The sequence below is a fragment of the Mesorhizobium sp. ANAO-SY3R2 genome (genome assembly GCF_042466635.1).
Taxonomy (GTDB): Bacteria; Pseudomonadota; Alphaproteobacteria; order Rhizobiales; family Rhizobiaceae; genus Aminobacter.
In genome coordinates, this window is the sequence record NZ_CP159955.1 from 2,129,697 (window position 1) to 2,152,381 (window position 22,685).

The following is a 22,685-nucleotide window of genomic DNA, read 5'->3' on the forward strand; positions in this document are numbered from 1 at the left end:
TGCGGCCTCAGCTTTTGCTGGCCTTTTCCTTGGTCGAGTTCACGGTCTCGTCGTTGCGATGCTCGACCGTCTTGGCGTCGTCGGCTTCGTCTTCGGACATGCCCTTCTTGAAGCTCTTGATGCCCTTGGCCATGTCGCCCATCAGCTCGGGAATCTTGCCCCGACCGAATAGCAGCAGCACGACGACCAGAACGATCAGCCAGTGCCAGATTGAGAAGGATCCCATTGAACTCTCTTTCGAACTGTTTCCCTGCGATTGATCTAGGCTCTTTCGCTTCCGGATTCAAACACTAGAACATCAGCTTTCCTAAGCGACAGCCATATATCACGTGCTTTTGCAGACAAAGCGCCGCAGCGTATGCGCGCCCTGACCGGCTTTTCGGCCCCCGGAACCGCGAGCTCCAGCAATTCGACCACGCCGAGGTAGCGACGGGAGAGGATGCGCGCCTGGGTCTCGCCCGTCGTTTCGCTGACATCGATGCCGTTGAGACGCACGGCCACCGACACCTCGGTTCCCTCGGCGATATCGGTTTCGACCTCGCCTACCGGCGTATCGGCGTAACCATCGACCACCTTGGCCGAAAAGACGTTGAGTTCGGAAAAGAAGCCGGCGACGAACAGATTGACCGGCCTCTGGTAGAGGTCCTCCGCCCTGCCCGTCTGCACCAACTTGCCGTCCTTCAGCAGTGCGATACGGTCGCCCATGCGCATCGCCTCTTCGGCGTCGTGGGTGACGACGATCGCGGTTGCACGGCTTTCGCGCAGGATCGCCAGTGTCTCGGCCCGCACCGAATCCTTGAGGCGTGAATCGAGGCCCGAAAATGGCTCGTCCATCAGTAGCACCGCCGGCCGCGGCGCCAGCGCGCGGGCGAGCGCCACGCGCTGCTGCTCGCCGCCCGACAGCGCGTGCGGGTAGTTGTCGGCATAGTGCTCGAGCCCGACGCGGGCGAGTGCGATCAGTGCCTCACGCCTGCCCTCCTCGCGCGACAGCGCCGTCAGGCCGAAGCGAACGTTGTCGAGAATGGTCAGGTGCGGAAAAAGCGCAAAATCCTGGAACACCAGGCCGATCGAACGCTGCTCCGGCGGCAGGAAGATCGACGGCCCGGCGATTTCCTTGCCGTTGAGCAGCACCCGGCCCGATGTCTGTGCCTCGATGCCCGCGGCGATCCTGAGCAGCGTCGTCTTGCCCGATCCCGACGGCCCGAGCAGACACAGAACCTCACCCGGCTCGGCCGCCAGGCTGACATCGCGCAACGTCTCCGCACCATTGGCGAAGCAATGGCGGATGTTTTCGAAGGCAAGACGGGCGGCAAAGGTAACGCCCGCCGTCACGCGAGCTGCCGTCTGGGCTTGGTTGGTCGTCACAGGATGGGCCTCCGGGGGCCGGTTCCACACCGGCGCCGGTCAATCATCTGTGACACGGGGTGTCAACAGGCCAAGCTCCTCGAAGTCGATATCCGTCAGCGGATCCTCGTCCTCCGTAAGCTGGTCCAGATCGGCAGGAGGCAGCGGCACGGAGAAGCCCGGCGGCATGCGCGACGACAGGAGCCCTGCCCCCTTCAGCTCCTCCATGCCCGGCAGGTCGCGGATTTCCTCCAGACCGAAATGGTCGAGGAACTTTTCCGTGGTGCCATAAGTGACCGGCCGCCCCGGCGTCTTGCGCCGGCCGCGCATGCGCACCCATTCCGTTTCCATCAGCGTGTCGAGCGTGCCCTTGGAGGTCTCGACACCTCTGATGTCCTCGATCTCGGCCCGGGTCACCGGCTGGTGGTAGGCGATCACCGACAGGACCTCGAGTGCGGCGCGCGACAGCTTCTTCTGCTGCACGGTGTCGCGGCTCATCAGGAATGCCAGGTCGCCGGCGGTGCGGAAGGCCCAGGCGTCACCAACGCGGACGAGGTTGACACCACGGCGCTCGTAGATGCGCTGCAGTTCGACCATCGCGGCAGGCACATCGACACCTTCGGGCAGGCGCGAAACCAACTGGCGCTCGCTCACCGGCTCGGCGCTGGCAAAGACAATCGCCTCGGCCATGCGCACAGCCTCGGCAAGATGGAGTCGCGCGGCGGGATTGCGCTCGACGCTCTCGTCATCTTCGCTGCCGACGGCAAACGGAACGATGTTCGATCCTTCGGTCATGACGCACCTTCGGTCTGCGGCGGGGCGGGTTGGCGTTCGCGAAGATAGATCGGCGCGAACGGCTCGTGCTGGCGCATTTCGACGCTTCCGTCGCGCACCATTTCCAGGCTCGCGGCAAAGGAACTCGCAATCGCCGTCACGCGTTCGGCCGGGCTGGTCATGTAGCGCAGCAGGAAATGGTCGAGCGCGGTCCAGTCCTTCAATTCTCCGACCATGCGGGTCAGGATTTCACGCGCCTGCTTGAGCGACCACACCCCGCGCCTGGCTATCTGCACATTGGTGATGGCCTGACGCTGGCGCTGGCCGGCATAAGCGCTCAACAGGTCGTAGAGCGAGGCCGAATATTCGTTGCGCTTGTCGACGATGACCATTTCCGGCGCGCCGCGCTGAAAAACATCACGGCCAAGCCGGTTGCGGTTGACCAGGCGCGAGGCGGCATCGCGCATCGCCTCCAGCCGCTTCAGCCGGAACTGCAGGACGGCGGCCATCTCCTCGCCGCTTTCGCCCTCGTCGCCGGGCTGCTTGGGGATCAGAAGCTTCGATTTGAGAAAAGCCAGCCACGCCGCCATCACCAGATAATCGGCGGCAAGCTCCAATCTCAGCGCACGGGCCTGTGAAACGAAGATCAGGTACTGCTCGACCAACGCCAGGATGGAAACGCGCGACAGGTCGACCTTCTGGCTCCGCGCCAGATGCAGCAGCAGATCGAGCGGACCTTCGAAACCGGCGACGTCGACGACGAGCGACGGATCATCCGTCGTGCGGTCCTCGACGTTCTCCGCCCACAGGCGGTCCATCGGTGCGGGCTTTGCAGCCTTGCTTTCCAATGCTTCCGCCAAAATCCGTGCCTTCTCGTTGAGAGGCTAAGCAACTGCCTCGAAATAGTGTCCGAATTCCGCCCTGAGCGCCGCTTCGTCGTGGCCGTCGCCTGCCGTGATCGCTGCGAGCGCCAGATCGGCGCGTTCGAGCGACTTGCCCGTCAGTGCTGTGGCGCGCGAGGCGATCCCCTCCATCTCCTCCATCACCCCGTTGCAGTGAAGGACAAGATCGACGCCCGCCGCAAGGATTGCCGCCGACTTTGACGGGAAATCCCCAGAAAGTGCCTTCATGGAGGTGTCGTCGCTGACCAGAAGTCCGTCGAAACCGATTTCGCCGCGCACGATCTCCTGGATGACCTTGCGCGACGTCGTCGCGGGCGACGCCGGGTCGACGGCGCTGAAGATGACATGCGCGGTCATGGCGACCGGCAGGTGGTTGAGCGCCTTGAACGGAGCGAAGTCATACGCGCGTAACTCATCGAGCGGCGTGTCGACCGTCGGCAACTCGAAATGGGTGTCGGCAAAGGCGCGGCCATGGCCGGGAATGTGCTTCATGACCGGCAGTACGCCACCCGACAGCAGCCCCTCGGCGGCAGCACGTCCAAGTGCGGTCACGCTCGCAGGGTCCTTGCCATAGGCGCGTGCGCCGATGACGTCGCTGGCGCCCTCCACCGGCACATCCAGCACCGGCAGGCAGTCGGCCGTAATGCCATAGCGTGCCAGATCGAAGGCGTGCAGCCGCGCATGCAACCATGCCGCCCTCAGGCCCGCTTCGCGGTCGTTCCGGTAGAGCGCGCCGATTGCGCCGCCTGCCGGATAGTTCGGCGCCAGCGGCGGCCGCAGCCGCTGCACGCGCCCACCTTCCTGGTCGATGAAAACAGGCGCCTCCGGTCGGCCGACGCTGTCGCGCATCGAAGCAACGAGGTCGCGGATCTGCTCCGGCTCTTTCACGTTGCGGGCGAAGAGGATGAACCCCCACGGCCGCTCGCGACGATAGAAGGCGATCTCTTCGGGGGTCAACGACAGGCCTGCGCAGCCCAGGATCATCGATTTTGATTCGGTCATGACGGAAAGCTTAGCGCCTTTTGGGACAAGTGAGAATTTTGGGCTGGCAATGCCCGAAAACGCAAACGGCGCAGCAGTGCCGCGCCGTTTGCTTGTCTGATCTCCGCCGCAGACTACTTCGAGACGAAGCAGTTGCCGCCGGCAGCCTTGTAGCTTTCGCATAGGGCAACCGCATCGTTGCGGGAGCCGGCCGGGACGCGAACGCGCCAGAAGGTACCCTTGCCGGCGATCTCGGCCTTGACGATGCTGGCTTCGCGGCCGTTGAGCACGCTGCCGTAACGCTTCACCAGGTCCTGATAGGTCGACTTAGCGGCCTCCTCGCTCGGCTGCGAGGCGATCTGCATTGCCCACGCACCGGAGGCGGCAGCCGTCGGGGCCGATGGGGCAACGGCTGCGACCTGATCCGGCTTGACCTCGCCGACCACGTTGACCGGCTGTTCGGACGGACGCTGCGGCGCAATCGGAGCGGAAGTCGGCGTCGATGCAGTCTGTACAGGCTTGGCGGCCGGCGCAGGCTTGGCTGCAGCAACAGGTGCGGGGGCTGGGATTTCGGCAGTGGCCGGAACGGTGCCGGTCGCTACGCTGGTCGCCCCGTCCACGCGCTGAGGCGCTGGGTCGGCCGGTTCGGCAGCGGCCACAGGCGCAGGCGCCGGCTCTTCGCGCGGCACAAGCGTACCATCGGGCCGGACCACCATGGTACGAACCTTGCGCGGTGCTACCGCGGCAGTCTCGGTGTTGGCGTCGGGCTGTGCGGCCTGCATCGCCTGGTCGACACGATCTTCCGACTTGGGCGCTGGCGCATCGGCGGTCTCTTCCGCGTCGAGCGGCATGTCGCTTGCGGCGGCCTCGGCCTCCTGAGCGGCGACATCAATCGGCTCTTCGGCGTTGGTCACCAGCTTCTGCTGCGTCGGCGCGCCGTCGCCGGAACCGGCGACGCGGTCATAGACCTTGTTGTCCTGATTGGGCACGGTCACGCCGCCGGGATTTTCCGGCCTGACCTTGATCGGGCTTTCGTCGGCCTTGACCAGCACCGGGGAACCGCCCCCATCGACGCCGCCTGAAGACAGTGCCCAGGCGCCGACGCCACCGATCACGGCGACGCCTGCGACAAGTGCGGCAATCATCATGCCCCGGCGCGCCGGACGTGCCTCGGGCTGCGAAGCGGCAAAGCCCGTAGTGGCCATCGCCTCGTCGAAATCCGGGTCGTAAGCGAAATCGTCGTCTGCAGCCTGCTGTGCATTGCGCCCCTGCGGCGTGCCGCCGAGGTCGAACCCGCCCAGCGGATCATAACCCTGCTGCGGCGCTGACTGGCGACCGGCATACATGGCAGCCGCACCGGCGACGGCTCCGGCTGCCGCAGCGGCCGGGAACTCGATCGACTGTGCAGGCGTGGTGTCACCATCGCGCAGCGTCTTGCGGTCGAAGCCGGACGCATAAGGATTGGACCCATAATGCGACGCCGCCGACTGAGCGCCGGTGTCGCCGGCGTTCATCTCGTTCATCAGATTGGTGAACTCACCGTCGAGATCGTCGAAAGTAGACCCAGGCGGCGTCTCATCCTCGAAAGACAGTTCGGGAATGTCGAGATCATCGGCGAGCGCGACGGCCTTTTCGGGCACGTCCACGGTCTCGATTTCAGGCGCATCGTCGAACGACGACACGGCGGCGAAAAGCTCCGCCTCGAGGTCATCTTCCATGCCGATCGTGTGATCGACCTGCTCTTCCTCGACCGGCGGCGCATAGGCCACTGGCTCGGAACGGGGAACATAGGTCTCGGCCACCGGCACATATGCGTCGGGCGTATAGACGGGCTGTGCGTCGGCAACGGGTGCTGCCGCACGCGGTGCGACCGGCGTGCCGAGGCCCCAACTGCGGGCCTGAGCGTACCGCGAGGCGGCAAGCGGACGCTCTGGCGCTGGTTGAACTGCGGGCGCAGCTACCGGTGCAGGCTGCTCGGGTACACTGTTCTGCAGAGCGAGGTCGAACGCATCGTCGTCAAAGCTGACGTCAACGTCCGATTGATGATCGTAGGTCGGTTCGGCGTAACCGGACTGGGCCTCGAGGGGAGCCGCGTCTTGGCTAGCGTAGAAATCGACCTGCGGCGCCTCATGGCTATGAGAGGCCAAGTCGTCGTCTGCCGACGTGTCGGCATAGACTTCCTGGGCATAAGAGGCCTGCTGTGCCGCCTCGACCGGCGGCTCGGCCGTCCAGGATACCGGCTGCGAATAGGAAACGGCAGGCCCAGCCGCAATCGGCTCGATCGCCGGAACGGGCGCAGGTGCCGGCTCCGACAAGGCCTTGGACTGACTGCTCATGCTGCCAAGAAGCGCATTGAGTTCGTCTTCCAGGCTTTTGTCCTCGGCCACTGCAGCCGGTGCAACCTCGGGCGCATGGATCGGTTCATAGGCAGGCGCATAGGCAAGCTGCGGGACGGGCGCTACAGCAGGCTCGTTATCGCTGAGCGTTTCCTGCAGACGGCGCTCGAACTCGTCATAGTCGTGTGCCTGCGCAACAGGCGCAATGGCTACTTCTTCGACCAAATCCTCATGCGAGAACGCGATCTCGGGCTCTGCCTGCTGGTACCCACCATGGCTGAACTGCGCGTTGGCCGCGCTTACAGGTGCGGTATAGCCAGCATCGTCATTGGCGGTGAAATCCATATCGACATCGGCAAGCGCGACGTCGAATTCGGTATCGAAGTCAGGCTCGGCCTGCGCGTAACGCTGCTGAGCAACGACCGGCTCGGCCGGGCTCTCGACCGAGAGCAATTCGTCCTCGATTGAGAAATGCTGATCGAAGGACGCATCCACCCCATCATCAAACGCCGCTTCAGGCGTGAAATCGGGTTCGGGAGATGCCGAATAGACCGGCTCCGGCGCATAGACGGACTGAGGGGCATAGGTCGAAGCTGCGGCATAGGCTGGCTCGGGCGCATAGGCCGGCTCTGGCGCATAGGCTGTAGCCTCACGCGGCAGCAACTCGTCCTCAAGGGAAAATTCCTGCTCGAAGCTCGCAACCATCGCGTCGTCAAAAGACGGCTCAGCGGCGAATGCCGGCTCGGCGCGCGCATAGGTCGGGGCATAAGCGACCGACGCCTCGACGGGCGCATAGGCAACCGGCTGCTCGGCCTGAACATAGGCCGAAGGCGCAGCGCGCTCTGGCACGGCAGTCAGGTCCTCGGCCGCCAATTCGCCAAGCAATTCCTTTTCCAGGTCGATCCCGAAATCGTCCATCGCTGGCTCGACACGCGCGGAAAGCGTTTCCGCTTCCTGGCGCACCGGCTGCCGCGGATCGAAGCCCATGATCCGCGTCAGTTCCGCGAACGGATCTTCTTCGGCGAAATCATTCTTGTCGGCGATCTTCAGCTGGGTTCCGTCTGCCATTATTTTTCCCGAACTCGCACTTCTTCGCACGCCATGAGCGTCGCGTAAGGTTGGCCCTTACCAGCGCAATGTGGGCAAAAGGTGACAGAAAGCCCCGGAAAACCTAGCGCATCTCGGTTGGCGCATCCGCTCCGATCAACGCCAGGCCCGACGTCAAGACGTCCGAAACTGCCTGCACCAGCCCGAGTCTGGCATAGGTCAATTCTGGATCGTTAACCTTAACAAACCGTAAGTCGGGGTTGTCCGTGCCACGATTCCAGTGGGCGTGGAAGGTACTGGCGAGATCATACAGGTAGAACGCCAGCCGGTGCGGCTCCATCGACTGGGCAGCGGACTCGATCAGGCGCGGATATTCGGCGAGTTTCTTGATGAGCGCGATCTCGCCCTCGTCCGTCAGCCGGCCGGCAGCGGCGATGAGGCCGCTGCGCTCGAAGTCCTCCTTGCCGAGCTGCTCCCTGGCCTGCCGGAACACCGAATGCGTGCGCGCCGAAGCGTACTGCACGTAGAACACCGGATTGTCCTTCGACTGCTCGGTGACCTTGGCGAAGTCGAAGTCCAGCGGCGCGTCGCTCTTGCGGTAGAGCATCATGAAGCGGATCGCGTCGCGGCCGACTTCCTCGACCACGTCGCGCAGGGTGATGAACTCGCCTGCCCGCTTGGACATGCGCACCGGCTCCCCGTCACGGAACAGCTTGACGAGTTGGCACAGCAGCACGTCGAGCTTGACGGCACCGTCGGTGACGGCGCGGGCGAGCGCTTCCATGCGCTTGACGTAGCCGCCGTGGTCGGCGCCGAGCACAAACACCAGTTCCTCGAAGCCGCGATCGACCTTGTCCTTGAGATAGGCGACGTCGGCGGCAAAGTAGGTGAAGGCGCCGTCCGACTTGACCAGCGGCCGGTCCATGTCGTCGCCGACCTCGGTCGAGCGAAACAGCGTCTGCTCGCGGTCTTCCCAATCATCCGGCTTTTCGCCCTTGGGCGGCGGCAGCTTGCCCTTGTAGATGTGGCCCTTCAGCGTCAGGTCGCTGATCGCCGAACGGATCGCCTTGGCGTTGTCGGCATGCAGCGTGCGCTCGGAGAAGAACACCTCGTGGCGCACGTTGAGTAGCGCGAGATCCTCGCGGATCATCGCCATCATGGCATCGATCGTGCGATCCTTGATGATGGCAAACGCTTCGTCCTCCAGCATCTCCAGCAGGCGTCTGCCGAACTCGTGAGCCAGGTCCTTGCCGACCGGCACGAGATAATCGCCCGGATAGAGCCCCACCGGGATCTCACCGATGTCCTCGCCCAGCGCCTCGCGGTAGCGCAACATCACCGAACGGCCGAGCACGTCGATCTGCACGCCGGCGTCGTTGATGTAATATTCCTTGGTCACGTCATAGCCGGCAAAGCCGAGGATGTTCGCCAGCGCGTCGCCAACGACGGCGCCACGGCAATGGCCGACATGCATCGGGCCGGTCGGATTGGCCGAGACATATTCGACATTGACGCGCTTGCGCTTGCCAATGCCGGAGCGACCATAGTCAGTGCCACGCGACAGAAGTCCGGCGAGATGCTTGTGCCAGAACGCGTCCTTGAGCTTGAGATTGACAAAGCCTGGCCCTGCCACTTCGGCCTTGGCGACATCAGCATCCTTGGCAAGCTCAGCCACGAGCCGCTCGGCCAGCGCGCGCGGGTTCTGCCCCGTCGGCTTGGCCAGCACCATCGCCGCGTTGGTCGCCAGGTCACCGTGGCTAGCATCGCGGGGCGGCTCGATAGCGATGCGCGTCAGATCGAGCGCGCCGCCATCTTTCGGAGTCAATTCAAGCGCTTCGACGGCTTTGGTGATCCGCTCGCTGAATTCGGCGAAAATATTCATTGGCTCGGCTCTGGATGGCATTGAAAAGGCTCCGTCACAATTGTGCCGGAAATCGCGTCCGGCCTAAACCAAATCGGGCGTATGGTCAAACAAGCGCCGATGTTCCTTGATGGCATATGTGTCAGTCATGCCGGCGAGGAAGTCGGATACAGCGCGCGCCTTGATGCGATCTTCGGCGCGGTCGAGGCCTTCGCGCCAGCCTTCCGGCATGGCGCGCGGATCGGCGAAGTAGGCGTCGAACAGCTCGCGCACGATTGTGTCGGCATTGGCCCGCACCCGCATCACCTCGGGATGGCGGTACATGTTGCGGTAGAGAAAGGCCTTCAGTTCCTTTTCCTGTACGGTCATCTCGTCGGAGAAGGTCACCATCGCCGCGTTTGCCGCCCTCACCTCGTCGGCGCTCTGCGGCTTGAAGGTGCCGAGATTGGCCGTCGCCGTCGCAATCACGTCCTCGACGAAGAAGGTGATCTGCCGGCGCATAAGTTCGTGACCGGTACGCACCGCATCGAGCGCCGGATAGCGCTCGCGCACCCCGCGCAGGATCCCTGCCGGCAACGCGACGGTGTCCAACATGTCGAGGGTCAGCAGCCCTGCCCGCAGGCCGTCGTCGATGTCATGGGTATTATAGGCGATATCATCGGCAATCGCCGCACATTGCGCTTCCAGGCTGGCGAAGCGGTCGAGTTCGAGATCGTGAATCTGCGAATAGTCAAGGATCGCCTGCGGCACCGCACCCTTCAGGCCCTTGCCCTCGGCGTCGGTCAGCGGGCCGTTGTGCTTGACCAGTCCCTCCAGCGTCTCCCAGGTCAGGTTGAGCCCGTCGAACTCGGCATAGCGCCGTTCGAGCCTGGTCACCACGCGCAGCGATTGCGCGTTGTGGTCGAAACCACCCCAGGCAGCCATCTTGTCGTTCAGCGCGTCCTCGCCAGTATGGCCGAAGGGCGTGTGGCCGAAATCGTGGACCAGGGCGATTGCTTCCGCCAAATCCTCGTCGCAGCGCAGCGCCCGTGCCAACGCCCGGGCGATCTGGGCCACTTCGATCGTATGCGTCAGACGTGTGCGGAAATGGTCGCCCTCATGCGCCACAAAGACCTGCGTCTTGTGCTTGAGGCGGCGGAAGGCGGTCGAATGGATGATGCGGTCGCGGTCGCGCTGGAACGGCGTGCGAGTCGGGCTCTCGACCTCGTCGACGAAACGCCCGCGCGAGCGCGCGGGATCGCAGGCATAGGCCGCACGCGGCCGGTAGCCGAAGCCGATGTCGCCAAGTTTCCGCTCGCCGTCCATGCTTCCTACCCGTTGACTTGCCCCGAGGGGCTTCATACCTATCACAAGAAACCGAAAGCAAGGTGACGTCGATGGGCGCAGATGCCAAGACTGCCATGAAGGTCGAAATGACCGACGCCGCCGCCAAGCGGATTGCCAAGATCGTTGCCGGCGAGCCTGGCAAAACGGCGTTGCGCATTTCGGTCGAAGGCGGCGGCTGCTCCGGCTTCTCCTACAAGTTCGACCTGGTCGAAGGCGCGAACGCCGACGACGTCGCCATCGAAAAGGATGGTGCGACGCTCTTGGTCGACGACCTTTCGCTTGTCTACATGGGCGGTTCGGTGGTCGATTTCGTCGACGACCTGATGGGCCAGTCGTTCCAGATCAAGAACCCCAACGCGGTCGCCGGCTGCGGCTGCGGCACCAGCTTCAGCATATGAGATGAGGCCACTTCTCGACGGAGACGAGGATCCTACAACGGTTCTGGTCGCGCGCGAGATAGAAGCCATTTCCGTGGTCGACATTGTCGATTGGGCCAATCGTCATGCTGCCGCCCCAGCCTATGCTGAAGATACAAACTACCAGCGATTGGTGCGTTCCAACCCACGAAATGTCGCAGATATAAATGAGGCCGAGAGCCGCCTGAAAGCGTTGATTACGCAGTGCTTTCCTGACTTCAACATCAAGTCCAAGGATGCTGAGGAGAGAGCTCGTACGGTATTCCTACGACGCATCCGAGCCTATCTTGACGGTGAACTACAACCCTTCCAAGTCTGCCGCATGCTGACCCCTATAGCGGATGCCTACGGCTTTCCACATTGGCTTCACGACTTCTACGAAGCGTGCGATTGGATCGACGAGCGTACAACACGCGAGCATGCGTCGCATCTGCGGGACGGGATAGAACAAATACTCGTGGAAAATGGCGTATCGCATACGCAGGAGAGCGAGTGATGCGCCGTGTCGGAGCGCTCCGTCAGGTTGCGCTCTCGGCCGGCCGCGACATCGACGCCACGCTCCGCTTCTGGCTCGAGGTGTTCGGCCTGCCCATACATGCCCGCTACGACCCGCCGGGCATCGCCTTCATCATCGTCGGCGGCACAAGGCTTTTCTTCACCGGTGGCGTGCCGCAGGCCACCGTCTATCTCGACATCGAGGACCTCGACACCTTCCATGCGACCGCATCCGGAAGGGGCGTCGCCTTCACCACCGCGCCCGCGCTGCTTCATCGCGATATGGAAGGCGTGTTCGGCCCTGCGGGCGAAGGCGAATGGATGGCTTTCCTCAAAGACCCCGCCGGTAACACTATCGGCCTGGTCGAGCGCAAGCCGGCATAGAAAAAGGCCGCGCGAGGCGGCCTATTTCCGATTTCAGCTTGATGGATCACGCCTCCGAGGCCATCGCCGCTTCGCGGATTTCCGCCTCGTTTTCCTTGGTGCCGTTGAAGAAGGCATTGAGCACCACCGCCGACACCGAGGCCAACAGGATGCCCGACTCGATCAGTGGGTGGATGTCGTGCGGCATCCACATCTTGAAGTCTGGCGCCACCAGCGGAATCATGCCGAATCCAATGGAGACCGCAACGACGAACAGGTTGTTGCGGTTGGTCTTGAAGTCGACATTCGACAGGATGCGGATGCCGGTCGCAGCCACCATGCCGAACATCACCAGGCCCGCGCCGCCGAGAACGACGGTAGGCAGCGCCTCGACCAGCGCCCCCATCTTGGGCACCACGCCCAGGATGATCAGGATCACGCCGCCGGCCACGCAGACGAACCGGCTCTTGACGCCGGTGACGCCGACCAGACCGACATTCTGCGAGAAGCTGGTGTAGGGGAAGGTGTTGAACAGGCCGCCGATGATAGTGCCCAGGCCATCGGTGCGCAGGCCGGCCGAGAGCATCGGCTGGGTCACCCTGCGGCCGGTCATGTCGCCGAGCGCCAGGAACATGCCGGTCGATTCGATCATGACGACGATCATCACCAGAACCATTGTGATGATGAGAATCGGATCGAAGATCGGCATGCCGAAGTGAAGCGGCGTGATCAGTTCGAACCAGCCGGCGGATGCCACCTTGTCGAAATTCATCATGCCGAGCGAGGCGGTGAGCACGCCGCCGATGACGATGCCGAGCAGCACGGCGATGTTCGACAAAAAACCTTTGCCGAATTTGGCGATCAACAGGATCGACAGCAGCACCACGGCCGAGATGCCGACATTGGCGAGCGGCGCGTAGGCTGCGTTCGGCGCGGATGCGGCGAGCGCTAGCTTGGCCGGGATCGGCGGGATGGTCGAGCCTGTCGCCGCCGCCATCTCGGTCACCGTCTTCAGCCATTCGGCATGCTCGGGCGCTACCAGCTTCGGCGCGGTCGGGCCGACGGGATTGCCGAATATCCAGTTTATGCCGATGCGCATCAAGGATGCGCCGATGATGACAATGATTGTCCCGGTCACCACTGGCGGGAAGAATCGCAGCATGCGGCTGACGAGCGGTGCGATCAACAGCGCCACGATGCCGGCGCCGATGATGGCGCCGAAGATCATGCGGGCACCGTCAGGGCCCGGGTTGGCGTTTGCCATGGCGACCATCGGCCCTACTGCGGCGAAGGTCACGCCCATCATCACCGGCAGCTTGATGCCGAACCACTGGGTTGCGCCGAATGACTGGATGATGGTGACGACACCGCAGACGAACAGGTCGGCTGAAATCAGGAAGGCGACCTGTTCGGGATCGAGCTTGAGTGCCCGCCCGACGATGAGAGGCACTGCAATTGCGCCGGCATACATGACCAGAACATGCTGGATCCCAAGCGCGGCGAGACGAGGCGCCGGCAGCACCTCGTCCACAGGATGTGGACTGTTGGACATGGCATTTGCTCCCCTTTTCATGCCGGTCCAGAGAATGCCAAAGAGGACCGGTTCCCTTCTCCCGAGGGATGGTGCAGGATCGTCCGGAACAGTCGCATCGACTATCAAGTTTTGTTTGAAATAATCGCGTGAAATTCATGAAGATCGTGACCTGGAACATCAACGGCGTCCGCGCCCGCATCGAGAACCTTGTGCACTGGCTCAAGGAAAGCGCGCCCGACATCGTCTGCCTGCAGGAAATCAAGACCGTGGACGAAGGCTTTCCGCGGCTTGAGATCGAAGCGCTCGGCTACAATGTCGAAACGCATGGCCAGAAGGGCTTCAACGGCGTCGCGATCCTGTCCAAGCTGCGTTTCGACGAGGTCAATCGCGGCCTGCCTGGCGACGACGCCGACGAGCAGTCACGGTTCATCGAGGGCGTGTTCTCCACCGACAAGGGCGCGCTGCGTGTCGTCTCGCTCTACCTGCCGAACGGCAATCCGGTCGGAACGGAGAAGTTCCCCTACAAGCTGTCATGGATGGCGCGGCTCGAACGCTGGGCGGCCGAGCGCCTGGCGCTCGAGGAGGCGCTGGTTCTTGCCGGCGATTACAATGTGATTCCCGAGCCAGTCGACGCCCGCAATATCGAGCAATGGCTGGGCGATGCGCTGTTCCAGCCCGAATCACGGCAGGCGTTTAGGCGGTTGAAGAATTTGGGCTTCACCGAAGCCGTCCGCGCCGTCACCGACCAGCCGGACGTCTACACATTCTGGGATTATCAGGCCGGCGCCTGGCAGAAAAACAACGGCATCCGCATCGACCATCTGCTGTTGTCACCCGAGGCCGCGAATCGCTTTGCCTCGGCGTCGGTCGAAAAACACGTGCGTGGCTGGGAAAAGCCATCTGACCACGTTCCGGTGGCTGTCGCCCTCGATCTGGTCGCGGCGTAGGCGCCTTAGTCGCCGCCCTTGGTCAGGATGTCCTCGGCAAGCGAGATCGCCGTGCGGCGATCAGACTCGGCGGCCAGCGCGAAGGCCTCTTCCTGCATGCCCCTGATCCAGGGTTGTTCTGAGGGCGTGGCACGTTCGAGTGCCGCCGTCATCATGGCAAGTCCGCGCACCACCTTGCCGCTCTGAAACAGCAGATTGCCCAGCGTCGCCTGCGCGCCGGCGTGGCCCTTCTCGGCGGCAAGCTGCAGCCAGCGGCCGGCCTGCTTGACGGAGGCCTTCACGCCGCCATCGCCCTTGAGGAACATCTTACCCATCTCGTACTGGGCATTTGGATTGCGGTAGTTGGCAGCGGCGCGCATGTAGTATTCCTGCGCGGCGACCGGATTGGCCGCTATCGGGCTGCCGGGGATGCCGGCCTTCATGTAGCCGCCCAGCGCCACGAGCGCGTCGGAGACATAGCTCTCTTCGGGCGAGCCCGGCTCGACGTCCTGCTCGGCGATCTCGCTGAAGAACTTGAAGGCCTCGTAGTCGTTGCGCGCCACGCCGTCGCCTTCGGCGTACATGCGGGCAAGCTTCCAGGTGGCGCCGATCTGGCCGTTCTCGGCAGCGTAACGATAGGCCTCGACAGCCTGGTCCTTGTGTCCGCTCTTGTAGGCGGAGAAGCCGAACTGGAACACCGCCCACGGATTCGACTCCGGCTTGACGCCGGTCTTGTCGTCGAAAACCTTGTCGTCCAATGCCAGCGCCTCGCCGGCTGCGCCAAGCAGACCGGCCGCGACGACAGCGGAATACGCGGATGCTCTCACCAACTCAGAAATGCGCATGGCCGTTCGCTTCTTTCGCCCCACTGGGGTCGATAGCCCTACCGTTGCTGGACAATGCGACGGATGGGCACATTTCTTCTTCGCGCCACGCCGAATGCCGGCCACACGCGCCTTCAATTCCTTTGCCCTCTCCGCGAGATCGGCTACCGACGGCGCAGCGCTCGAAGTAGCCGCGCGCCCACTGCCTTGAAGCTTTCGACCTGAAATCTGCCCGCTGTTTTGGACTAAAGTACGGCCAACGGCCCCAAGAAGGTCTCGGCGCAAGCAATCGTGATTGATCCAAGTGTTCGCCGGCAAACGTGCGCCATCTCCGACTGCGCAAACATTGTCGAGCGGCGTGGCGGACTGGACCGCGCAAGCAAAACGTGCGCGCGCCGGGGCGGCGATCGACTGATCGCTGGGCTGCTTGGCCGTAAAGATCGCCTTGGCGTCCATTCGTGTTTCCTGCCGCACCTTTACGGCCAATTTCACCTCACACCGCAACCGGGCGTGGTCCGAAGACCTTTCCGGGGTGCGCCGCGTTTATGGCGGGATATTGGCAATTGTCCCTCCACAATCCTTAGCCGAAAGCTTGGGGGAAAAGTGTTGCTGAATCGTCACAACAGGTGGCCGGTCAGCAACACATGGTTTCCGAAAGGAAAACCTTGCCCCGACAGCAAAAAAGCCGGGCGATGCCCGGCTTTTGATTTCTGATTTCTGATTTCCGGCTTACCACTTCACGGCGTAGCCGGCTGACAATGCATACGCCCAGCCTGAGTCAACGGCACTGCCTGCATCATCACCATGGATGATATTGGCCGAAGCTAGATACGACAATCCAAAGCCGGCACGCAGTTCACCACCGATCGGATCCTTGAATGACGCGCCGAGCGCAAGCGTGTAGGTGTCACTGGAGAAATCCCAGCCAGTTTCAACACCGCTATCCCATGTGAGGCTCGCGAGACCTGAGATTTTGTCGGTGAAAGCATGGCCGACGCCGCCGGTAACAGTCCAACCGTCCTTCCAATTGTAGATGTCATTGGACGTGGCCAACGGAGTTACGACGACAAGGGCTTTCTGGACACTCCAGTCAGTCCACTTCGCGGACCCGAATGCGAGCCAGCCAGGCGCAACGCCGCTTTGCACCTTGAGTTCGACAGATTGCGGCAGATTGCCAAAGCCAACTGCGGGCAGCGTCACGGTAGGCTCGGGAGAAGGTACGAGTGCTCCCGGCACGGTGATGGTCCCATCCGCTTGGTGCGTCGCGGCAGAGCGGTACATCAACTGGGCACGGAACGCGATTTCGGGAATCGTGTAGCCAGCCCCCACCCTGTAGCCATATTCAGTGCTTTCGAGACGCAGCCGGGCCTGCCCGAGATAACCGACGCCCGGGACGTGGATCTCGTTGATACGGTTGTAATCGAATTGCTCTTGAAACACCCCACCGAGCAAATAGACATTGCCCTGACCGATCTCGAACTTGGCGGCGCAGGTAAGGCCCATTTCGTGGACCTGAAAGTCCTCTTCCAGCTTTCCGCTGGGTTTGGGCGCAACATATTTGGCGGAACCGCCAAAGGCGTCAGTCAGGGTTGCTGCACAGCGGAGGGGATCAAACAGGTTGATTTTGACCGCCGCCGACGGGATTGCGTAGGTGTCGGTGTAGCTGGTCCCAACAAGGTCAGGGTTTCTAGCGCTTGTGAATTCCCTCGTGGGGTTCACAATGGTCACGCTGGACCGCAGATTGAAATTGCCGTCCTCGTACAGAATATCCGTATCGGCAGTGCCGCGGCTGAATCCGCCTGCGCTTGCGGCGCTTGCCGAAACGATCGTCAGCGCCGTTGCCCCCAGCAGCGCCTTGACACATGAAAAGTTCATTGAGCCCTCTCCCGAAATGCACGTGAGCAGAATTGAACGGCTTCATTCTGATCACGCAACATTGATTTTTCCCCAACAGCGGAGCGGCACCGGCCGCACGGCGCCACCGCGCCAAGCTTCCGCTTACGCAAACGTCAATTTTGACATTTTCCGGAGGTGCAGATGGCTGGAATTTCCAGGAAATTGCATGAGCAACGCCGGAAATAGCCAGTTTTAAGGGACATTGAGCCCGCTGTTACAGAAAGGCAACAGTCGGGCGCAAAGTGGTTACATTGGCCACCAGTTGTACTGCGGCAAGGCCCGTTCCCGGGAATGGCGAAAGACCTGCCGCAACATCAACCTGCGGCAGGTGTTCTACCTCGGCAATTCAGCCAGCTTCCCTGACGCGGGAGAGCGCGGTGCTGAGCTTATCCTGGGTGATTCGGTACTCTTCGAGTTTCTCGCGCTCAGCCGCGACGATCTCCTCGGGCGCACCGGCAACGAACTTCTCGTTGGACAACTTCTTGTGCAACCGGGCGATTTCCTCGGTCGTCTTGGCCAATTCCTTCTGCAGGCGTGCAGCCTCGGCTGAGAGGTCGATCAGGCTGCCAAGAGGCAGGCAGACCGTAGCCTCGCCGGCGAGGATCTGCGCCGATCCCTTGGGCGCGTGCTCGGCATGCGTGATCTCGCCGATGCGTGCCAGGCGCGCAATCGCCGACTGGTGCCGGCTGAGTCGCTCGAGCGTCTCGGCATTGGCGCCGACGAACACCAGCGGCGCGATCGCTGCCGGCGGCACGTTCATCTCCGAGCGCACCGAACGAATGCCGGAGACCAGATCGACCAGCCAGTTGATCTCGGCCGCGGCTGCCGTGTCCTCGAAGTCCGGCGACGGCCAGGTGGCGTGGCACAGCAACGACGAACGCTCGTTGCCCTCGCCCGCCGTATGCGCCCAAAGCTCCTCGGTCATGAACGGCATCATCGGATGCAGCAGCTTGTAGATCTCGTCGAGCACGAAGGCCGCTACCGCCTGGCTCTCTGCCTTGGCGGCTTCGTCCTCGCCCATGAAGATCGGCTTGAGCAGTTCGAGATACCAGTCGCAGAAAGTGTTCCAGACGAAGCGGTATGCGGCGCCCGCCGCCTCGTTGAAGCGATACGAGGTGAGCGCGTCGGTGATCTCGCGGGTGGTCCTGCTCAATTCGGTCAGGATCCAGCGATTGACGGTCAGCTTGGCGTCGTTGAGCCAGAAGGCGTCGTTGCGCTTGACCCCGTTCATCTCGGCAAAGCGCGTGGCGTTCCACAGCTTGGTGCCGAAGTTGCGGTAGCCGGCAATGCGGGCCGGGTCGAGCTTCACGTCGCGCCCCTGCGCCGCCATGATGGCCAGCGTAAAGCGCAGCGCGTCCGCGCCGTACTCGTCGATCAGTTCGAGCGGGTCGATGACGTTGCCCTTCGACTTCGACATCTTCTGGCCGTTCTTGTCGCGAACCAGCGCATGGACATAGACCGTGTGGAACGGCTCCTCGTCCATGAAGTGCAGGCCCATCATCATCATCCGGGCAACCCAGAAGAAGATGATGTCGAAGCCGGTCACCAGCACGTCGGTCTGGTAGTAGGTCGCGAGTTCGGGCGTCTTGTCCGGCCAGCCGAGCGTCGAGAACGGCCAAAGCGCGGACGAGAACCAGGTGTCGAGCACGTCCTCGTCGCGGGTCAGGATTTTTCCGGGCTCGAAGTTCTCAAGCTGCTCCTCGACCCAGGCCTTCCACGGTCCTTCAAGCGCGATATAGTGCTGGATGGCCGCATCCAGGGCCTCCTCCTCGGAGCGTGCGACGAAGACCTGGCCATCCGGACCATACCAGGCCGGAATCTGGTGTCCCCACCATAGCTGGCGCGACACGCACCAGGGCTGGATGTTCTCCATCCAGTCGAAATAGGTTTTTTCCCAGTTTTTGGGCACGAAGTTGGTGCGGCCCTCGCGCACGCTGCGGATCGCAGGCTTAGCCAGTTCGGCGGCGTTGACGTACCACTGGTCGGTCAGGAACGGCTCGATCGGCACGCCGCCACGGTCGCCATGCGGCACCATGTGCTTGTGCGGCTCGATCTTGTCGAGGAAACCGCCCTCTTCCATGATCTGGACGATCATCTTGCGCGCGCTGAACCGGTCGAGACCGTGCAACTGCGCCCACACGCCGTCGCGCATTTCGGTGCGCTCGACGCCCTCGAGGAACTCTTCGTTGTCGACGATGTTGATGTTGGCTTCGACTGTCAGGATGTTGATCGCCGGAAGGTTGTGGCGCTTGCCTACCTCGAAGTCGTTGAAGTCGTGCGCAGGCGTGATCTTGACCGCGCCCGAACCCTTTTCCGGATCGGAGTATTCGTCGGCAACGATGGGGATCTTGCGGCCGACGATCGGCAGCACGACGTTCTTGCCGACGAGTGCCGCATAACGCTCGTCATCAGGATGGACCGCAACGGCGGTATCGCCGAGCATCGTCTCGGGCCGCGTGGTCGCAACCGTGATGTAGGTGCTCGGGTTCTCCGGATCGTAGACCTCGCCTTCGACCGGGTAGCGGAAATGCCAGAGATTGCCGTTGACCTCGTGCTGCTCGACTTCGAGGTCGGAAATCGCAGTCAAAAGCTTCGGGTCCCAGTTCACAAGGCGCTTGTCCTTGTAGATCAGGCCTTGCTCGTGCAGCGTGACGAACACCTCGATGACCGCCTTCGACAGGCCCTCGTCCATGGTGAAGCGTTCGCGCGACCAGTCGCACGATGCACCCAGCCGCTTCAGCTGGTTGAAGATCATGCCGCCGGATTCGGCCTTCCACTCCCAGACCTTGTCCACGAACTGCTCGCGCGTCAGATCGCGGCGATGGATCTGCTTTTCCATCAGCTTGCGCTCGACCACCATCTGGGTGGCGATGCCGGCGTGATCCATGCCCGGCTGCCAAAGCACGTTCTTGCCGCGCATCCGCTCGAAACGGACAAGGATGTCCTGCAGCGTGTTGTTGAGCGCATGGCCCATGTGCAGCGAGCCGGTGACATTCGGCGGGGGGATGACGATGGTGAAGGCTTCGGCGCCCTCGGCTGAGCCGGCGCCAGCCCTGAAGGCGTCTGCCTCTTCCCACGTCCTGGCAATCTTCGGTTCGACGGTCTTGGCGTCGTAGGTCTTCTCAAGCATCGGAATTGGTTCCGTTCGGTCCGGATTTGCTGGTCCGGTGTAAATCGGATGGGTGAGATCAAGTCAACTGCATGGCAAGTGGCGCCCAGAAACGAAAACGCCGCCCGGAGGCGGCGCGTTCCATCCTGCGCTGGCAGAATTCACTACGCGCCGCGCGCCACGCGCTCGATTTCTTCGCGCACCAGCTTTTCCACCAACGTTGGTAGGTTGTTGTCGAGCCAGTCCTGCAGCATCGGCCGCATCATTTCGGCGGCAATCTCGTCGAAGGACTTGCGGCTGCGCGCGGCATAGGCGTCGTTCAATTCGCCGAATGCCGCCGAAACCTGACGACCGGCCTGCTCGGAAAGGATCGCCGCCTTGGCGGCCGGACGCTCCTCACCGATTGCCGGATCGGCAGCCAGCGGTGCCGGCGCCTTTTCGGGTTCTGGTCCAGCCAGCTCTTCCATCTGCTCGACTGCGCGCGTGGATGAAGGCGTCCAGCTTGCGGCGAGCACACGCGGCGCATCCTTGGATTCGACCGCCGGCATTGTGGGCTCAAGGGCCGGCGCCTTCGTCGGCTCCAGAACCGGCCATGCCGCAGCAATTGGAGTGTCACGGTTCGCAGAATCGGACTTTTCTACCGGGCGTTCAGCCTTGACCTCTGCCGCCGGCACCTTGGTTGCCTGCAACTCTGCCCTGAAAGCCTCGACCTCGATGACGTTGCGATCCGTGCCGTCGTTCTCCGGTTCCGGGCGCATCTGCTCGAAGTCGATTGCCGGGCGACGGCCGGTGTCGTTGTCCTCGATGATCCTGCGAATGGAAGCGAGAATCTCTTCCATCGAGGGTTCGCGTTGAACGCTGCTTGCCTGGGCCATCGTCACATCCGCCGCCTTTGTGACCGTTCACAAAACCCGCCCGCAGAAAACGGGCGTCGAATCAGGCTTTCAGCGTAGCTGACTGATTCCCCTTAGAGAATCCCCAATCGGACGACCCCGTCGATTTCAACAGATTCGCGCCATTTCCGTGCCGGCAAACGAAAACGGGCGCCCAGAAGGCGCCCGTCGAAACCATACCCGGCTCAACCAAGCAATCAGCGGCCGTCGGGAGTCCTGAGACCGAACCACTTATCCTTGACGGCGTTGTAATGCTCTTCCGGATTGTACCTGGCGACCTGCAGACCAAGCCGTTCGATCGACAGATAGCCGGTCGCCGAAAGGATCGCGTAGCTCGCCACGACCGAGTCACGCTCGGCCTGTGCAAGAGCGATCTGGGAGTTGATGACGGTCGCCTGCGCGTTGAGCACGTCGAGTGTCGTGCGCTGACCAACATTGCGCTCCTCGATCACGCCGCTGAGCGCCAGCTGGTTGGCAACAACAGTCTCGTGGATGGCCGAAACGTTCTGCACCGCCGCGACGTACTGGCCCCATGCGGAGGTGACGGCTGCGCGCACGTTGTCGCGGCTGACATCGACCTCGATGCGAGCCTGGCCGAGCGCTTCTTTGGATTGGCGAACCTGGGCAGCCACCCGGCCGGCCTGGTAGATCGGCACGGTCAGCGTTGCGCCGATGCTGGCGGAGTTTGACCAGCCGTCATTGGCGCTAGCGGTCGCGCTATCCGACACGGTATTGCGGTTGACGGCGGAAACCCCCGCTGATGCGGACAACTGCGGCAACAGCGATCCTTCTGCGGACTTCACCGTAAATCCGGCAGCATCGACCAGATATTCGGTCGCCAGGATTGCCGGATGCTGGGTCGAAGCGATGGTCATCGCCGCATCGACGCTCTTGGGCAGAAGCTTGCCGAGAGGCGACGCGGCCTGCAGCTTTTTCGGCGTGTCGCCGATGACCTGCAGGTAGATCGCTTCGCTCGTCTGCACCTGCGCGCGCGCCGCGCTGAGCTGAGCAACGGCTGTCGAACGCGAAGCGTCGGCCTGGGCGACGTCGGTCCGGGTGCCTTCACCGACCTCGAAGCGCGAACGCGCAGCACGCGCCTGTTCGGTCAGGAACTGCAGGTTCTGCTCCGTAAGGACTGCAATCCGCCGGTCGCGAATGACATCCATGTAGGCAGTGGCAGCGTTGAACAGGATGTTCTGCTCGGTGTTGCGCAGGCTCTCCACCGAGGCGCGCACATTCGACTCGGCGGTTTTGACGTTGTTCCTGGTCTGAAAGCCGTCGAACAAGGTCTGGTTGATCTGGACGCCGAATGCCCCAACCGTGAGCCTGGTGGACTCGCCGGCACGACGGGTCGATGTATAGTCGATGCTGGACGAGCCGGTGATCGTCGGGCGCCAGCCCGACTTGGCGATCGCCACGGTTTCATCGGTCACGCGCACGCCGGCACGGGAAGAATTGAGCTGCGAATTGTTCTGGTATGCCTTTGCCAAGGCACCAAGGATCGTCTCTGCCGAAGCCGAGATCGGCGACAGGGCAGTAGCGGCTACCAACGCTGCTGCAAAAACACTTTTACGGATCGATGACACGCGCGTCCCTCATTCAATCAGCGGCGACCTGCCAGAAGGCAGTCCGGGCTTCCCCTCGCCGTCCCAGTCCGA

The 22,685-nt window shown here is 62.7% G+C and carries 18 protein-coding genes; 4 read left to right on the top strand and 14 right to left on the bottom strand.

From position 1 onward, the window contains the following. Nucleotides 1-7: 7 nt before the first annotated feature. From ABSY17_RS15255 to ABSY17_RS15290, 8 genes are all read right to left on the bottom strand, one after another. Nucleotides 8-226, bottom strand: a complete 219-nt coding sequence (locus ABSY17_RS15255) for a twin-arginine translocase TatA/TatE family subunit (protein WP_378952324.1) — start codon at nucleotides 224-226, stop codon at nucleotides 8-10. 35 nt (nucleotides 227-261) lie between these two features. Beyond that, on the bottom strand, nucleotides 262-1,365 hold the full coding sequence (locus tag ABSY17_RS15260) for an ABC transporter ATP-binding protein (RefSeq protein ID WP_378952327.1): 1,104 nt from the start codon (nucleotides 1,363-1,365) through the stop codon (nucleotides 262-264). A gap of 39 nt (nucleotides 1,366-1,404) precedes the next feature. After that, a complete protein-coding gene (scpB, locus tag ABSY17_RS15265; RefSeq protein ID WP_378952330.1) occupies nucleotides 1,405-2,139 on the bottom strand; it encodes an SMC-Scp complex subunit ScpB in 735 nt (244 codons plus the stop codon). After that, a complete protein-coding gene (locus tag ABSY17_RS15270; RefSeq protein ID WP_378952715.1) occupies nucleotides 2,136-2,936 on the bottom strand; it encodes a segregation and condensation protein A in 801 nt (266 codons plus the stop codon). The genes scpB and ABSY17_RS15270 overlap by 4 nt, the downstream gene beginning before the upstream one ends. A gap of 66 nt (nucleotides 2,937-3,002) precedes the next feature. Further along, a complete protein-coding gene (gene nagZ / locus ABSY17_RS15275; protein WP_378952333.1) occupies nucleotides 3,003-4,022 on the bottom strand; it encodes a beta-N-acetylhexosaminidase in 1,020 nt (339 codons plus the stop codon). A 113-nt stretch (nucleotides 4,023-4,135) separates the two neighbouring features. Then, nucleotides 4,136-7,405, bottom strand: coding sequence for an SPOR domain-containing protein (locus tag ABSY17_RS15280; RefSeq protein WP_378952336.1), 3,270 nt, complete (start codon nucleotides 7,403-7,405; stop codon nucleotides 4,136-4,138). Between the two features lie 103 nt (nucleotides 7,406-7,508). Beyond that, a complete protein-coding gene (gene argS, locus ABSY17_RS15285; RefSeq protein ID WP_378952339.1) occupies nucleotides 7,509-9,266 on the bottom strand; it encodes an arginine--tRNA ligase in 1,758 nt (585 codons plus the stop codon). A gap of 63 nt (nucleotides 9,267-9,329) precedes the next feature. Continuing rightward, the gene (locus ABSY17_RS15290; RefSeq protein WP_378952342.1) at nucleotides 9,330-10,550 is read right to left on the bottom strand and encodes a deoxyguanosinetriphosphate triphosphohydrolase; all 1,221 of its coding nucleotides are present in this window, start codon (nucleotides 10,548-10,550) and stop codon (nucleotides 9,330-9,332) included. Between the two features lie 71 nt (nucleotides 10,551-10,621). Here ABSY17_RS15290 and erpA point away from each other — a divergent pair, with 71 nt between their 5' ends. Genes erpA through ABSY17_RS15305 form a run of 3 tightly spaced genes read left to right on the top strand, consistent with a single transcriptional unit; the run spans nucleotide 10,622 to nucleotide 11,866 of the window. Continuing rightward, a complete protein-coding gene (gene erpA, locus ABSY17_RS15295; protein ID WP_378952345.1) occupies nucleotides 10,622-10,969 on the top strand; it encodes an iron-sulfur cluster insertion protein ErpA in 348 nt (115 codons plus the stop codon). A gap of 1 nt (nucleotide 10,970) precedes the next feature. Next, nucleotides 10,971-11,483, top strand: a complete 513-nt coding sequence (locus ABSY17_RS15300) for a hypothetical protein (protein ID WP_378952348.1) — start codon at nucleotides 10,971-10,973, stop codon at nucleotides 11,481-11,483. Next, on the top strand, nucleotides 11,483-11,866 hold the full coding sequence (locus tag ABSY17_RS15305; RefSeq protein ID WP_378952351.1) for a VOC family protein: 384 nt from the start codon (nucleotides 11,483-11,485) through the stop codon (nucleotides 11,864-11,866). Before ABSY17_RS15300 ends, ABSY17_RS15305 begins: the two co-directional genes overlap by 1 nt. 46 nt (nucleotides 11,867-11,912) lie before the next feature. Here the strand turns inward: ABSY17_RS15305 and ABSY17_RS15310 are convergent, their stop codons facing one another. Then, a complete protein-coding gene (locus ABSY17_RS15310; protein WP_378952354.1) occupies nucleotides 11,913-13,397 on the bottom strand; it encodes a nucleobase:cation symporter-2 family protein in 1,485 nt (494 codons plus the stop codon). 137 nt (nucleotides 13,398-13,534) lie between these two features. Between ABSY17_RS15310 and xth the strand changes: the two genes are divergently transcribed. Continuing rightward, nucleotides 13,535-14,326, top strand: a complete 792-nt coding sequence (gene xth, locus ABSY17_RS15315; RefSeq protein ID WP_378952718.1) for an exodeoxyribonuclease III — start codon at nucleotides 13,535-13,537, stop codon at nucleotides 14,324-14,326. Nucleotides 14,327-14,331: 5 nt separating this feature from the next. Here the strand turns inward: xth and ABSY17_RS15320 are convergent, their stop codons facing one another. The 5 genes from ABSY17_RS15320 to ABSY17_RS15340 all read right to left on the bottom strand — a co-directional run bounded on the left by ABSY17_RS15320 (nucleotide 14,332) and on the right by ABSY17_RS15340 (nucleotide 22,613). Beyond that, a complete protein-coding gene (locus ABSY17_RS15320) occupies nucleotides 14,332-15,150 on the bottom strand; it encodes a tetratricopeptide repeat protein (RefSeq protein ID WP_378952357.1) in 819 nt (272 codons plus the stop codon). Nucleotides 15,151-15,858: 708 nt separating this feature from the next. Continuing rightward, nucleotides 15,859-17,004 (bottom strand): outer membrane protein transport protein, encoded by a 1,146-nt coding sequence (locus ABSY17_RS15325; protein ID WP_378952359.1) that lies wholly within the window; start codon nucleotides 17,002-17,004, stop codon nucleotides 15,859-15,861. Nucleotides 17,005-17,371: 367 nt separating this feature from the next. Continuing rightward, entirely contained in the window at nucleotides 17,372-20,155 is a 2,784-nt protein-coding gene (locus ABSY17_RS15330; protein WP_378952362.1) for a valine--tRNA ligase, read from the bottom strand. A gap of 143 nt (nucleotides 20,156-20,298) precedes the next feature. Next, nucleotides 20,299-21,009: a PopZ family protein gene (locus tag ABSY17_RS15335; RefSeq protein ID WP_378952365.1), complete on the bottom strand. Its 711-nt coding sequence runs from the start codon at nucleotides 21,007-21,009 to the stop codon at nucleotides 20,299-20,301. Nucleotides 21,010-21,224: 215 nt separating this feature from the next. Beyond that, on the bottom strand, nucleotides 21,225-22,613 hold the full coding sequence (locus ABSY17_RS15340) for a TolC family outer membrane protein (protein WP_378952368.1): 1,389 nt from the start codon (nucleotides 22,611-22,613) through the stop codon (nucleotides 21,225-21,227). Between the last annotated feature and the right edge of the window lie 72 nt (nucleotides 22,614-22,685).

Excerpts from the sequence above, each read along its gene's own strand:
- ABSY17_RS15335 (WP_378952365.1), bottom strand. The coding sequence starts at position 21,009 with ATGGCCCAGGCAAGCAGCGTTCAACGCGAACCCTCGATGGAAGAGATT.
- ABSY17_RS15280 (WP_378952336.1), bottom strand. The coding sequence starts at position 7,405 with ATGGCAGACGGAACCCAGCTGAAGATCGCCGACAAGAATGATTTCGCC.
- ABSY17_RS15290 (WP_378952342.1), bottom strand. The coding sequence starts at position 10,550 with ATGGACGGCGAGCGGAAACTTGGCGACATCGGCTTCGGCTACCGGCCG.
- ABSY17_RS15305 (WP_378952351.1), top strand. The coding sequence starts at position 11,483 with ATGCGCCGTGTCGGAGCGCTCCGTCAGGTTGCGCTCTCGGCCGGCCGC.
- ABSY17_RS15330 (WP_378952362.1), bottom strand. The coding sequence starts at position 20,155 with ATGCTTGAGAAGACCTACGACGCCAAGACCGTCGAACCGAAGATTGCC.
- argS (WP_378952339.1), bottom strand. The coding sequence starts at position 9,266 with ATGAATATTTTCGCCGAATTCAGCGAGCGGATCACCAAAGCCGTCGAA.
- nagZ (WP_378952333.1), bottom strand. The coding sequence starts at position 4,022 with ATGACCGAATCAAAATCGATGATCCTGGGCTGCGCAGGCCTGTCGTTG.
- xth (WP_378952718.1), top strand. The coding sequence starts at position 13,535 with ATGAAGATCGTGACCTGGAACATCAACGGCGTCCGCGCCCGCATCGAG.
- ABSY17_RS15300 (WP_378952348.1), top strand. The coding sequence starts at position 10,971 with ATGAGGCCACTTCTCGACGGAGACGAGGATCCTACAACGGTTCTGGTC.
- scpB (WP_378952330.1), bottom strand. The coding sequence starts at position 2,139 with ATGACCGAAGGATCGAACATCGTTCCGTTTGCCGTCGGCAGCGAAGAT.
- ABSY17_RS15255 (WP_378952324.1), bottom strand. The coding sequence starts at position 226 with ATGGGATCCTTCTCAATCTGGCACTGGCTGATCGTTCTGGTCGTCGTG.
- ABSY17_RS15325 (WP_378952359.1), bottom strand. The coding sequence starts at position 17,004 with ATGAACTTTTCATGTGTCAAGGCGCTGCTGGGGGCAACGGCGCTGACG.
- erpA (WP_378952345.1), top strand. The coding sequence starts at position 10,622 with ATGGGCGCAGATGCCAAGACTGCCATGAAGGTCGAAATGACCGACGCC.
- ABSY17_RS15270 (WP_378952715.1), bottom strand. The coding sequence starts at position 2,936 with ATGGACCGCCTGTGGGCGGAGAACGTCGAGGACCGCACGACGGATGAT.
- ABSY17_RS15310 (WP_378952354.1), bottom strand. The coding sequence starts at position 13,397 with ATGTCCAACAGTCCACATCCTGTGGACGAGGTGCTGCCGGCGCCTCGT.
- ABSY17_RS15320 (WP_378952357.1), bottom strand. The coding sequence starts at position 15,150 with ATGCGCATTTCTGAGTTGGTGAGAGCATCCGCGTATTCCGCTGTCGTC.